Origin of the sequence: Labrenzia sp. VG12, from assembly GCF_002237595.1 — a bacterium.
Classification (GTDB): domain Bacteria; phylum Pseudomonadota; class Alphaproteobacteria; order Rhizobiales; family Stappiaceae; genus Roseibium.
In genome coordinates this window covers 4,277,821-4,290,829 of record NZ_CP022529.1, presented here as the reverse complement: position 1 = coordinate 4,290,829, position 13,009 = coordinate 4,277,821, and the positions used below count along the sequence as shown (strand labels likewise).

General features: G+C 59.7%; 12 protein-coding genes. 6 read left to right on the top strand and 6 right to left on the bottom strand.

What is annotated here, in order from left to right; translation table 11 throughout:
* Positions 1-179: 179 nt before the first annotated feature.
* The 4 genes from CHH27_RS19985 to CHH27_RS19970 are packed head-to-tail and all read right to left on the bottom strand — an operon-like array spanning position 180 to position 3,084.
* The gene (locus CHH27_RS19985) at positions 180-551 is read right to left on the bottom strand and encodes a helix-turn-helix domain-containing protein (RefSeq protein WP_094073152.1); all 372 of its coding nucleotides are present in this window, start codon (positions 549-551) and stop codon (positions 180-182) included.
* A gap of 4 nt (positions 552-555) precedes the next feature.
* Positions 556-1,125 carry a Smr/MutS family protein gene (locus CHH27_RS19980; RefSeq protein WP_094073151.1) on the bottom strand — a complete coding sequence of 190 codons (570 nt, stop codon included), beginning with the start codon at positions 1,123-1,125 and terminating at the stop codon, positions 556-558.
* A gap of 1 nt (position 1,126) precedes the next feature.
* Positions 1,127-2,353: a murein transglycosylase A gene (locus tag CHH27_RS19975; RefSeq protein WP_247646136.1), complete on the bottom strand. Its 1,227-nt coding sequence runs from the start codon at positions 2,351-2,353 to the stop codon at positions 1,127-1,129.
* Between the two features lie 2 nt (positions 2,354-2,355).
* Positions 2,356-3,084 carry a Tim44/TimA family putative adaptor protein gene (locus CHH27_RS19970; RefSeq protein WP_094073150.1) on the bottom strand — a complete coding sequence of 243 codons (729 nt, stop codon included), beginning with the start codon at positions 3,082-3,084 and terminating at the stop codon, positions 2,356-2,358.
* Between the two features lie 243 nt (positions 3,085-3,327).
* Between CHH27_RS19970 and CHH27_RS19965 the strand changes: the two genes are divergently transcribed.
* From CHH27_RS19965 to CHH27_RS19950, 4 genes are all read left to right on the top strand, one after another.
* A complete protein-coding gene (locus CHH27_RS19965) occupies positions 3,328-3,840 on the top strand; it encodes an FxsA family protein (protein ID WP_094073149.1) in 513 nt (170 codons plus the stop codon).
* 125 nt (positions 3,841-3,965) lie between these two features.
* Positions 3,966-4,997 carry an acyltransferase family protein gene (locus CHH27_RS19960; protein ID WP_094074886.1) on the top strand — a complete coding sequence of 344 codons (1,032 nt, stop codon included), beginning with the start codon at positions 3,966-3,968 and terminating at the stop codon, positions 4,995-4,997.
* A 55-nt stretch (positions 4,998-5,052) separates the two neighbouring features.
* A complete protein-coding gene (polA, locus tag CHH27_RS19955) occupies positions 5,053-8,037 on the top strand; it encodes a DNA polymerase I (RefSeq protein ID WP_094073148.1) in 2,985 nt (994 codons plus the stop codon).
* Between the two features lie 12 nt (positions 8,038-8,049).
* Positions 8,050-8,586, top strand: a complete 537-nt coding sequence (locus CHH27_RS19950; protein WP_371681859.1) for a GNAT family N-acetyltransferase — start codon at positions 8,050-8,052, stop codon at positions 8,584-8,586.
* On the opposite strand, the gene CHH27_RS19945 is transcribed toward CHH27_RS19950, so the two are convergent.
* Entirely contained in the window at positions 8,570-9,391 is an 822-nt protein-coding gene (locus tag CHH27_RS19945; RefSeq protein ID WP_094073146.1) for a cyclase family protein, read from the bottom strand. The genes CHH27_RS19950 and CHH27_RS19945 overlap by 17 nt on opposite strands.
* A gap of 67 nt (positions 9,392-9,458) precedes the next feature.
* The gene (locus tag CHH27_RS19940) at positions 9,459-10,562 is read right to left on the bottom strand and encodes a linear amide C-N hydrolase (protein WP_157739005.1); all 1,104 of its coding nucleotides are present in this window, start codon (positions 10,560-10,562) and stop codon (positions 9,459-9,461) included.
* An 80-nt stretch (positions 10,563-10,642) separates the two neighbouring features.
* Between CHH27_RS19940 and CHH27_RS19935 the strand changes: the two genes are divergently transcribed.
* Together CHH27_RS19935 and CHH27_RS19930 are read left to right on the top strand one after the other, a co-directional pair.
* Positions 10,643-11,440 (top strand): LytTR family DNA-binding domain-containing protein, encoded by a 798-nt coding sequence (locus tag CHH27_RS19935; protein WP_094073144.1) that lies wholly within the window; start codon positions 10,643-10,645, stop codon positions 11,438-11,440.
* Between the two features lie 304 nt (positions 11,441-11,744).
* Positions 11,745-13,001, top strand: coding sequence for an ABC transporter substrate-binding protein (locus CHH27_RS19930; RefSeq protein ID WP_247646311.1), 1,257 nt, complete (start codon positions 11,745-11,747; stop codon positions 12,999-13,001).
* Positions 13,002-13,009: the final 8 nt, after the last annotated feature.

Here is a 13,009-nt window from a genome sequence, read left to right as displayed (position 1 = left end):
GCCGTTTCTTTTCGTCATGCCATGGCGCGACCATGGCATCCATGCCGTGCCGTCTCAACAGGTTCAGCTAACGCTACCGGCAAGGCAATGGCATGGATTGCCGGATCAAGCCCGGCAATGACGAACGGAACGGTTGGAGCGTGCTGTTCGCGGTACCAATGGTTGGAAACAGCTGGTATTCAAACATCATCCTTCACGGCCGCCACCCGCAGCTGGTGCAGGAGGGTGGCAAGGGACTCCTCGGACAGGCCGCCGATTTTCAATGCCAGCTGATTGGCCAGTTCCGTTGCCTTGGGATCCATGCCGGCCGTATCGATCACGACGCGCGGATCCGACAGCTCCGCCAGGCGCTGGATTTCCTCTGCCTCGTCCCAGATGACGTTGAAATAGGCGATGATCCGCTGCACCAGGAACCAGGTCGGCTTGCCGCGCTTGCCGTGTTCCAGCGCCGACAGATAGGCACTCGAGACGGACAATGCTGCCGCCATTTCCTTCAGCGACACATTGCGTTTTGCCCTCAGTTCCCGGATTTTTGCGCCAAGCGGTGTCACGGTCCTACCTTCTTTTGCGTATGCGGACATAAAGGGCGCCACCGCCGCCGTGGCTCGGATGGGCCTCCTCATAGCCCAGCACCACGGAACGCATGTCGGGCATCGCCAGCCACTGCGGAACCATTCTGCGCAAAACACCGCGTTCGTCCATATAGGCACGGGTTTCCCCACCACCTTTGCCGGTGATGACCAGCACAATCTGATGGCGCCGCGTCTGGGCACGATACAGAAACGCCCTCAGCCGCTCATGCGCCTGGTGCTGGGTGAGACCGTGGAGATCGATACGGGCATCTATCGCCTTGACGCCGCGCACGACCTTGCGGCGGTAACGGTGCTCCAGCTGATGCAGCGGCAAGGGGGCCTTGGGCGGTCTGGTGGCCGGCGGCGCCTTGATCGCGGTTGCCGTCTTCGGTTTTCCGACGGGCTTTTCGGCTGTTTCCTCGACAGCCTGCGCAAGCTGCTGTTCCAGGTCTTTTGCCCGCTCGGCATCGAGCGGGGTCAGCGTACGGGCCACCTTGCCCCAAAGGTCCCGATCCTCCGGCGATAGCGCCCCCTTTTTCCCCCGCCGCGCCATATCAGTCCGTCACCACGTCATCCGTTGGCAAAAGCGCATTCGGCACCAGCAAGGTAAAATCGGCAGCGTGACGGATATCACCTGCATAGGTGCCCGCCGCCTCACCTGATCCGACAAAGACATCGCCGCGTGCCGGGCCACGGATTGCGGAGCCGGTGTCGTCGGCGACCATCAGCCGCCCGAAAGTGGTGCCATTGGCAGGATCGGGCAGATCAGAACCGACAAAGACAAGGGCGCCGTAGGGAATGTGGCCTGGATCGACGGCAAGGCTGCGTCCCGCCGTCAGAGGCAGACCGGCCGCGCCGACAGGTCCGTCCCCGGCATCGATATCCGTGACTTCCCTGAAGAAGATGTAGGAGCGGTTTTCCCTGAAAAGCGCATCCCTCTTGTCCGGGTTTTCCTTCAGCCAGGCCCTGGTGCCGGCCATGGTGAACTCGTCCGGTGTGCCTTCGCCGCGTTTGACCAGAAGCCGTGCGATGCTTGTATAGGGATGCCCCGTTTTGCCGGCATAGCCGACCCGCATGACGCTGCCATCGGTCAGCCGCAGGCGAACAGATCCCTGGACATGGACAAAAAAGGCATCGATCGGGTCAGCGAGCCAGACCAGTTCGAGATTTTCTTCGTCCAGGGCCCCATCCATGATGGCGCCACGGTCCGGCATCTCGGACAGGATCCCTTCGATCATACGTCCGTGACTGAGCTCGTCGGGCCAATTGTCTGGCCTGTTCGCAGCCGTCACCGGCACCAGACCGTCCGGTTTCTGGAGGAGCGGCGTGGCATATTGCGATGTCTTTTTGCGGGAGGCCGCAAGTTCCGGCTCAAAATAGCCGGTGATGAAACCTGGCTGCACAATCCTGAAAGGCGTGAATCGCGCTTCGAAGAACAGGCGCGCCGCAGCCGGCGATCCCAGTGACGTTCCTGCGGCTTCCTTGCACAGCTGATCCAGGTGGTCCGTGCGAAACTGCGGAAATGCCGAGCTCTTTCGGAGAGCCTCCGGCCGGTCGCAGAACCGCATCAGGCTTTTCAGCGCTGCCAGATGGTCGTCTGACCGCCAGCCGTCAAGGTCCTTGAACGCACGCTTTTCCAGATGCTCCGGGATCGTCAGGCCTGTTGCCATGGCAGGAGCGGCTCCTGAAAAGAAAAGCGGCGCGGTGATGACCGCGCCCTTCAGCATGGCGGCAAGAAGGCCGGCGGTGCCAGGCCGCTTGAACCTTCTCATCCGTACCATTCTTATTCTGCAGATTCGGTCGCGACCAGCTTCCAGTTCGGATCGCGCGAATCGGTGTCGCGCGCAAAGGTCCAGATGTCGACGACTTCCGTGACCTTGGCCGGATCGCCGTCAACGATTTCGCCGCCGCTGTCGCGGGTCGCGGAAATCAGCTGGCTGTGGATCTTGACCGTCACCTGGGCCGTGGACCCCTTGAGGGCAGCCTCGACGATCTCCGCCTTGTCGATGCCGACAAAGGTGGATTCAATCGTCTCGCCACGTTTTTCACGGTCATCGATGGCAGCCACAAAGCCTTCATAGACATCACTGGAGAGCAGGTTCTTGAGCGCCTTCTTGTCGCCGTCGGCAAAGGCCATGACGATCATCTCGTAGGCGGCGCGGGCCCCTTCCAGGAACGGTTCCGGCTCAAAACTGCGGTCGACGGACAGGATCTGCTTCAGCGCGCTGTTGAGCGCGGACCCTGCGGGCGCCACCTTGTCGATGACAATCTCTCCGCTTTGCACGCCGTTTTCGACGGGCTCATGATCCTGAGCCCCCTGGTTGGGAAGCGGAATCACATTGTCCTGGCCATTGGCAGCGTTGCTGTCATTGGGCTGTTCAGGTTTCGAATAGGGGTCGAACGGAGGACGTTCATTGCCCGTGCGCTTGCCCAACACAGACCGCAGTCTGAAAAGAATGAAGACCGCAAGTCCCATCAGGAGGAGGTTCAACGGGTCAAAAATCTCGTTCATTGTAACTTCCGGCTACCCTTCCGAGCCAAGTGAGCGGCGACAAGCCTCTCATTCGATTGGCGCTGGCAATTTTTCAATGTCTGTCAGCTTCCTATTTAGGGGGTTCTTGAACCAGCATCCAGACCCTGAAGCAAGACTGAATCTTTGCCAACCCTGTCTTTCCAAACGCAGCAGCTCGCATTTTTGTGACTGAATGTCTACCTTAGGTCATGAGTTGACAGCTTATCAGACCCTGGAGGTCCCGTGGGACTTTATATTATCGCCGCCATTCTTCTACTGCCCTTGATCGAAATTGCGGTGTTTATCTGGATCGGAGGGCTGATCGGCGTCCTGCCGACCATCCTCCTGACAGTGGTTACCGCCGTGGCAGGCACGATCATGTTGCGCCAGCAGGGGCTGTCGCTGCTGATGCGCATGCAACAGGAACTTGATGCCGGTCGGTCGCCCGGCAACGAGGTGATGCAGGGCGCCATGATCGTTCTGGCCAGCATTTTCCTGCTGATTCCGGGATTTGTCACAGACGCTATCGGCCTGCTCCTGTTCATTCCCCCGGTGCGGGAAGCCCTGGCGCGCTTCATCATTTCGAAGTCCAATGTGGTGATCGTGGATGGCGGCCAGGGCGTGCGGCGGCCCAAGGAAGGCGTCGTCGATCTGGATGCGGAGGACTGGTCCGAGAAAAGGGATCCTGCCTCCGAAGGCAGCGGTCCAGCACAACTCAGCCCCTGGCAGGACGGATCCGACAACGCCAAAAGCTGACCGGAGCGACGAAGGTCACCAAATCGTGACCTCGGCTGTATGCGTAAATTTTACCAGTTGAGGTTAGGTCTGCTGCTCGTTCTATGAAAAAATCCGGTCTGAGACCGGCGAGAAGGCAGCAGACAATGAATGCACAGCGCGTCGATTGGGTGGACACCGCCAAGGGCATCTGCATCATCTTTGTCGTGATGATGCATTCGGTCCTGGGCGTCGAAGCCGCCGCCGGGGAAACCGGCTGGATGCACGCCGTGGTCGCCTTTGCCGCGCCCTTCCGGATGCCGGATTTCTTTCTGATCTCGGGTCTCTTCCTCGCCAACGTCATTCAGCGCGACTGGAAACTCTATCTTGACCGCAAGGTCGTGCACTTTGCCTATTTCTACGTGCTCTGGATGACCATCCAGTTCGCGGTCAAGGCCCCGGTCTTTGCCGGCGAAATGGGCGCCATGGGGGCGCTGGAGTTCTATTTCCTCAGCTTCATCCAGCCCTTTGGCACCCTGTGGTTCATCTACATGCTGCCGATCTTCTTTCTTGTCTGCAAGATCGCCCATGACCGGGGTGTGCCCTGGCAGCTGATGCTGGCCATCGCTGCACTTCTGCAGCTGGCACCGATCCATACCGGCTGGCTGCTGGTCGACGAATTCGCCTCGCGCTTCGTCTATTTCTACGCGGGCTATATCTTTGCGCCACAGATCTTCCGTCTGGCTGACTGGGCCCGCGAACGTATCTCCGTCAGCCTTCTTTATCTCCTGGGCTGGGGTGTCGTGAATGGCGGCCTGGTCTATCTCGGCTGGGCAGGTTTGCCCGGGGTCGCGCTTGCCCTCGGTGCGGCCGGGGCCGGGGCCATCATCCTGACCAGTGCGCTGATCGTCAAAGGGGGCCAGCTCGATTTTCTGCGTCATTTCGGCGAGAATTCGATCGTCATCTATCTCGCCTTCTTCTTCCCGATGGCCGTCAGCCGGATCATCCTGTTGAAGCTCGGCATCCTCGATATCGGCACAGCCTCGTTGATCGTCACGATTGTCGCCTCCGTCAGCCCGATGATCCTCTACTGGCTGATCGTCAAAACCAATCTCGGCTGGTTCCTGTTCAGACGGCCGCAATGGGCCTATCTCAGCGGCACATTCGGCAAGAAGCGGCAGGCCCAGGCAGCAGAGTGAACACGCGGTCCTGAATTTTTGTCATTAGGACTTTTCACCGGAACCGGCTGCGGGCATGATCCGCGCCATGTCGACGCAAGATTCCTCCCCCGCCCTCACTGCTGACGACCACCTGATCCTGGTCGACGGTTCCACCTTTATCTTCCGCGCCTACCACGCGCTGCCGCCGCTGACGCGCAAGCCGGACGGGCTGCCGGTGGGGGCCGTCTCCGGCTTCTGCAACATGCTGTGGAAGCTGCTTCAGGAAGGGCTGACCCCGGAAGAGGGCGACGAGCCGACACATTTTGCGGTGATCTTCGATCATTCCGCCAAGACCTTCCGAAATGACATCTACCCCGAATACAAGGCGCACCGTCCGGACCCGCCCGAAGATCTGGTGCCGCAATTCGGCCTGATCCGGGAAGCGACGCGTGCCTTTTCCGTGCATTGCATCGAACAGGCCGGCTTTGAAGCCGACGACCTGATCGCGACCTATGCGCGCCAGGCGGCAGAGCAGGGCGCCCGCGTCACCATCGTCTCCGGCGACAAGGACCTGATGCAGCTGATCGGGCCCAAGGTCGGCATGATCGACACGATGAAGAACAAGATTTTCGGTGAGCCCGAAGTCTTTGAAAAATTCGGCGTCGGGCCGGACAAGGTCATTGAGGTCCAGTCGCTGGCCGGCGACAGCGTGGACAACGTGCCCGGCGTGCCCGGCATCGGTCTGAAGACCGCCGCGCTTCTGATCAACGAATTCGGCGACCTGGAAACACTGCTCGATCAGGCAGAGACCATCAAGCAGAAGAAGCGCCGGGAAAACCTGATCGAATTTGCCGACCAGGCCCGCGTTTCCAAGGAACTGGTGACGCTGAAACAGGACGTCCCGGTGGAGGTCCCGGTCGGCGACCTGTCTGTCACGGAAATGGATGGACCGAAAGCGGTCGGTTTTCTGAAGGCCATGGGCTTCAGCACGCTCACCAAACGTATTGCCGAGGAGACCGGTGCTGATCTCGCCGCGGTCGAGGCAACGGACTTCCAGGTGCCCGGCTGGGATGTGCCCGACCACAAGGGCCGCCTGATGGAACGCGCGCCGAGCAGCACTGCGCCGGCCTCCCCGGGTGGGTCTGGTGAGGCTGGAGACAGTCCGGACGGCATGATGGTGCCGCAGACAGTTGCCGATGCCCGCGCGGAGAGCATCCGGGCGATCCCGGTCGATTCCAGCGCCTATGAAACCGTAACCAGCCTCGAGCGCCTTCAGGAATGGTGCGACGCAGCCTTCGAGAAGGGCTATGTCGCCTTCGACACGGAAACCACGTCACTCGACGCCATGCAGGCCGACCTCGTTGGCCTGTCGCTCTCCACCGAGCCCGGCAAGGCCTGTTATGTGCCGCTTGCCCATGTCGATGGAGAAGGCGACCTCCTGGGCGGCGGCGGTCTGGTGGAAGGCCAGCTGCCATTGAAAGACGCGCTGGATGTGCTGAAGCCGATGCTGGAGGACCGCGCGGTCCTGAAAATCGCGCAGAACCTCAAATATGACTGGCTGGTGATGACCCGCTACGGCATCGATATCAGCCCGTTCGACGACACGATGCTGCTGTCCTACACGGTCGACGCTGGCAAGGGCGGCAACGGCATGGACGAATTGTCCGAACGCTGGCTCGACCACAAGCCGATCCCGTTCAAGGAGGTTTGCGGCTCCGGCAAGTCGATGATCACCTTCGACAAGGTGGCCATCGACAAGGCCACCGCCTATGCCGCCGAGGATGCCGACGTCACCCTGCGCCTGTGGTTGATCCTGAAGCCGCGGTTGGCGAGCGACCGGATGGCAACTGTCTATGAAACCCTGGAACGGCCGATGGTGCCGGTGCTGGCGCGCATGGAAAAGCGTGGCATTTCCGTCGACCGGCAGATGCTGTCGCGGCTTTCCGGCGATTTCGCGCAGGGCATGGCGGCGCATGAATCTGAAATCTACGAACTTGCCGGCGAAAACTTCAACATCGGCTCGCCGAAGCAGCTCGGCGACATTCTCTTCGGCAAGATGGGCCTTCCTGGCGGCAAGAAAACCAAGACCGGTGCCTGGTCGACCTCTGCCCAGGTGCTGGAAGACCTCGCCGCCGAAGGCCATGAACTGCCGTCGAAGATCGTTGCCTGGCGTCAGCTCTCCAAGCTGAAGTCGACCTATTCGGATGCACTTCCCGGCTACATCAACCCGACCACGGGCCGGGTCCATACGTCCTATGCGCTGGCAGCAACCACCACCGGGCGCCTGTCGTCATCCGAACCGAACCTGCAGAACATTCCGGTCAGGACCGAAGCGGGCCGAAAAATCCGCAAGGCCTTTGTTGCAGAAAAAGGCCACAAGCTGATTTCGGCCGACTACAGCCAGATCGAGTTGCGCGTGCTCGCCCATATGGCCGATATACCCCAGCTCAAGAAGGCCTTTGACGACGGGCTCGACATTCACGCCATGACGGCCAGCGAAATGTTCGGCACGCCGATCGAGGGCATGGACCCGATGGTGCGCCGCCGCGCCAAGGCCATCAACTTCGGCATCATCTACGGCATATCGGCCTTTGGCCTGGCCAACCAGCTCGGCATCGCACGCGGTGAGGCAGGCGATTACATCAAGACCTATTTCGAGCGCTTCCCGGGTATCAAGGACTACATGGAAGCGACCAAGAAACAGGTGCATGCGAACGGTTTCGTCACCACCATCTTCGGCCGCAAGGCGCATTATCCGGACGTGAACACCAAGAACCCGAACATGCGGGCCTTCTATGAGCGCGCCGCGATCAACGCCCCGATCCAGGGCTCGGCCTCCGACATCCTGCGCCGCGCCATGGTGCGCATGGAGGACCGGCTGACGGCGTCCAAACTCACTGCGCAAATGCTGTTGCAGGTGCATGATGAACTGATTTTCGAAGTCCCGGACGGCGAAGTGGATGACACCATCCCGGTGATCCGCGACGTCATGGAAAATGCCTGCGATCCGGCGCTGAAACTCTCCGTCCCGCTGCAGGTCGATGCAAGGGCGGCGGACAATTGGGACGAGGCACACTAGGGGAGCCTCGTCCTGTTTCCGGTTCAAAGACATGGCGCGCGCCTTTGCCTGCGGGAGTGGCGCCATGACGATGCAAAAGCCATGCATCGCTGGATCGGCAATGCCGAGGTCATGCGGCACCTGACCTGGGGGACCGGAAGCCTTTCGGAGACAGAGACCTATCTGGCATCGCTCATCGCCAGACAGCGCCGTCACCCCCGGAAGGAATACTTCCTGGCCGTCGAAACGAGTGTGGACAGCGTCGTCATAGGCGATGCCGGGTTTACCTGGGTCTCGCCCGGAACGGTGGAAATCGGATATTTCCTCGAACCTGATCAGTGGGGCAAGGGCCTTGGCCTGGAAGCTGCCAGGCTGATCATCGACCTGGCCACCGATCTTGGCGCAGAAACGATTGCGGCGACCTGTTTCAAGGACAATTGGCGCTCGGAGCGCGTGATGCAGGCCTGCGGCATGACCCGGCAGCCACATCCGGATCCGGACGTTCTGAAATACGCCTTGTCAACACCGGGAAATACCGATTCCCGAAAGCGCCTTACACCATCGCCATAACCCTGGACGGCCCTCCCGTGCCACCGCGGTTCTTTGGCGCTCCGACAATCAAGGTGGCACCGCTGGCGGGCAGGGCATCGAGATTGGCGATGCATTCCAGGCCCCAGCGGTTGCTGGGCAGCCAGCTGTAGTGAACGGCGAAATCCTTTGAAATGCCGTGATCCAGCGACAGGCTGTCAACGGCGATGCCAACCACGTTGGCCTCTTCCATCAGCATTTGCGTGGCTTCCACGTGAAAGCCCGGGAAATGCATGACCCCGTCCGCATCGGCATTGCGGAACTTGTCGCTGTTCACATGCGCATCCCAGCCCGAATTCATGGCCACGCAGGCGCCTTCCGGGATGTCGCCATGGGCCGCAATCCAGGCCTTCAGATCGTCCGGGGTCACCTGGGCGTCCGGGTTCTCCGCCGCCCTGGCCTTGATGTCGACAATACAGAGCGGCGCGACCAGGTTCTCGACGGGAATTTCGGCAACGGACTGACCGTCGGCCGAAAAGTGCAGCGGCGCATCCAGATGCGTGCCGGTGTGTTCGTTGACGCGCAACTCAAAAAGATTGTAGCCGTCCTTGGCAATGTCGAAGATCCGGCTCATTTCAAACTGCTGACCGCCGCCGAAGGCCGGGAAGGTCGGGTGCATCTCGTGGGTCATGTCCGAAATCTTAGTCGGTGCCTGGGCCATGGCCGGCATGGCGCCGGTGAAGGAGGCAGCAGTCGCGACACCAGCGCTGACGGCGGTTGCCCTGAAGAAGTCCCGCCGGGACAGCATGCGTTGCTTGACGGACTGGATGACGCAGAAATCGCACATGAGAATTCCCTCCAATTGACAAGGCACCGGCCCGTTTCGGAGCCGGGCCTTGCCAATCCTAGCAGAATTACTCAGGCGTGCAGCTTGCCGCTGCAATCAACCCGGCCGCGATGCCGCCTGCGATCTCGCGTTGACCCAGATGAGCCGTCTGACGCATGGACATGAAAACCTCCACCAGACTGCCGGCAAGCTGGTCAGGGTCGAGCGGCTGCAGGGTCTCAAGATTCAGGTCTGCCGGCAGGTCTCTCAAATCGGCGGCAACCGGTTGACCCTTGCAGGCAAAGTCCTGACCTGCCAGATCAAACACGTAGGTATTTGCCATTTGCGGAACACGGAGATTGATCACCTGTGCCAGAGGTTCGAAAACCAGCTGCCAGCGGGTCTCCGGATTGGACAACCGGTTCAGAACACCAAAGGCCTCCGTGGAGGTGATGCCCTTTCTGGCGAACCGGGTGGCATTGGCGGCGATCGCAAAGCGGTCGAGACTGTTGTCCTCATCGGACCGCTGGCGTTCGGGAATAGGCATGTCGCCGCCAAATCCCCGGTATTGGCCAAGGTGATCAAATGACAGCTCGTAGCCGTTGTTTGTCAGCGCCGGAACCGGCAAACCGGCGCCCGTGTTCACGGACAATCCGTCTGCCGTCGGTGTCACGACCGCCGCCTCACCCGTGCCGTCAAACAGGAAATAGTGGATCGGCACTAGTCCCTCGATGCGGATCCTGTCCAGCGACGCCAGCGCCTCCTCCACCGACCCGGATGTGTCGAGCAGGTACTGGATGAATTCAAGCTCGCTCAGGGCCGGCGCAGCCTGGGGACCACCATAGACAGCCGCCTCGTTCCACATGAGCGTAACCACCAGACCCGCACTATTCATGCCGGCCGTCGGCATGCCGGGCCCGATCTGATTGACAGTGATGCTGCCAAAACGGGCCACCCATTTCGCCGGTGCCGCCTCCAAGACGGACTGACGCCGGATCTTTGCCGGGTTCAAGATGAGATAGCCCGCGCCGGTTTCGGCAAAATCGAAATTGTAACTGAGAAGGGGCGCGGTCTGCGCCGGAAAGGCGACAGTGGAACAGGCCATGCCCTGGGTTACCGGGACAGCAATGGCAAGGCAAAACACCGCAAGGGCGCGGACCCGTTGTTTGAGCCGCCGAACAGGAACATCCATGGTTTCCTCTTGTTTCATGCGCTAATCTGAAGTTCAGACATGCGCCGTGGGTCCGGCAGTTCCAAGGAGGATTTCGCCAAGTGCAGCAATCATTCGCCAACAACACCCTTGTTCGCCAGATGCTGCTCGACCTGATGGCGCCCTTCCTGTCACGGCACAGCATTTTGTTGCTTGCCACGCTCGCCGGTCTGGCCGGACTGGTCGGTCCTTTCGGTACCTACGACATCTTTCCACCCGGAGAGAGGCTGATCTATTGGGCCGCGATTGTCCTCGGCACTGCCGGCATCGGCCACGCCGCAACATCCGGCCTGGAACGCACCCTGCGCAGACTGGGTGTTCCCGTCTGGCTCGAACTGGCTGCAATCGCCTTTCTGGCAGCCGTGCCGGTCTGTCTGGTGGTGGCCCTGGTGAGTTTGGTCTTCGGCTTCAACCCGTTTTCGGGTCATCTGCCGGTGCTGTACCTGCAATGTGTTGCCGTTCTCGGCGGTATTGCTGTCCTGTTTCACTTGGCAGCGCCTTCTCCGGTCGCGGACGCGTCGGACGAAAAAGAGCAGCGCGCGGCCAGACCCATGCTGCTCGATCGCCTTCCGGTGGCCAAGCGTGGCCGTATTCTGCGATTGAGCGCGCAGGATCACTACGTAGAGGTGGTCACGGAAAATGGAAACGCCCTGATCGCCATGCGCTTCCGGGATGCAATCGCCGAAGCATCGCCGGAACCGGGCCTGCAATGCCATCGCTCTCACTGGGTGGCGCTGCATGCCATTCAGGGGCGCACACGCAAAGACAAACGCGCCGGGCTAACGACGACTTGTGGTGCTTTCGTCCCCATAGGACGCACCTACAGTACTTCTGTGACGCGGGCGCTGCAGGGCGCGTAGGTCGAGATCTGACCAGGCATCTCGCATCGAAAGGTTCGCCCGTATCGTCCGACCAGTTCAGACACAAATTAACTCTAGGTCCTCTTCTCCTGGGTAGCTAGTTAAAATTGTCCATGCGTTGATTAAGCAAGGTTCCCGAAACCAGTTTTGGTCCAAAGTTCTTTTCTTTTTCAATAACTTTCCCGCCCTAAATTGCATGGCAGACATGTTTATCCGGAAATTAACTTGACCAAGTTTATAAAATCCATATCTGTGTCGTCGTCCCAGACATAAACCGGATACTCAAAGGAAAGGCACCTTGACTGTGCGGACGGTTCTACTTGCCATTTTTTTTACGTTGGCATGCCTGCCGGCAAAAGCGGAGCAGCTGAATGTGTCGCTCATCGGTGGCGGCTATGGCCGCTCCGTGTTTTTTGAATATGGGCAACGTTTCAAAGCCGAGACAGGCATCGACATCAAGTGGACGGTCAAGCACGACGCCGACTACAAACAAAGCCTTAACGGCTGGTTTGAGGGCGCTGAGACCCCTGATGTCATTCAATGGCAGGGCGGCGAACGCCTGTTTCAGTATGTCCGCAAAAACTGGGTTGAGCCGATTACGGACTTTTGGATCGACAATAGCCTGGGTTCGTCTTTCACACCCGCGATCCAGGGAACCGTTACCTATGGCCAAGAGATCTATGGGGTGCCCTACAGTTTCTATCACTGGGGCTTCTACTACAAACACAGCGTGTTCCAGTCGCTGGGGATCCAACCACCTCAAACCTGGGATGACTTGCTGGCCATGTGCACGACAATGCGGGCTGCCGGGCTCGAGCCGATTGTCATTGGCACAAGGTATCACTGGCCCGCAGCCGCCTGGTTCGACTATCTCAATCTGCGCCTCAACGGCAGTGACTTTCATCTCGCGCTGACGCGTGGCGAAATCAATTATACCGACGACAAGGTCAGGGACGTCTTTGATCACTGGAAAGAATTACTTGATGCGGACTGTTTTATCGCCGCCGCCACGCACCGAAAAATGAACTGGCGTGATCCGCTGCCCTATCTCTACCGCGATATGGCTGGAACCGGACTGTTTGGCAACTTCGTTACAGGGGAATTCGCCCCACGGTATGAAGCTGATTTCCGCTTCTTTCCGTTTCCGAAAATCAATGATGTACCAAGGGCGGAAGAGGCGCCGACCGATATTTTCCTTATTCCTGCGCGAAGCAAACACAAGGAAAATGCGAGTAAGTTCCTTGCTTTCATGGCCCGCGCTGACATCCAGGAAGAAATGAGTAGACGGCTCAAGACGATCCCGACCAACAAGTATGCGGCCATTTCCAACGATCGCTTTATTGCCCAGGGGTCTGATCTGCTTCAAACCGCAGATGGTGTTGCCCAGTTTTTCGATCGTGACACGCCAAAACCGATGGCCGACACAGCAACAGTTCTCTTCACGGACTTCATGGAAACGGGCGATGTAGATACAACCCTCGTCGCGCTGGAGGCCGCGAGACGGAAATTCTACCGAAAATCCGCGACGGCAGCTCTTTCTGACCTCACCCTGATCGACTGAGATCCATG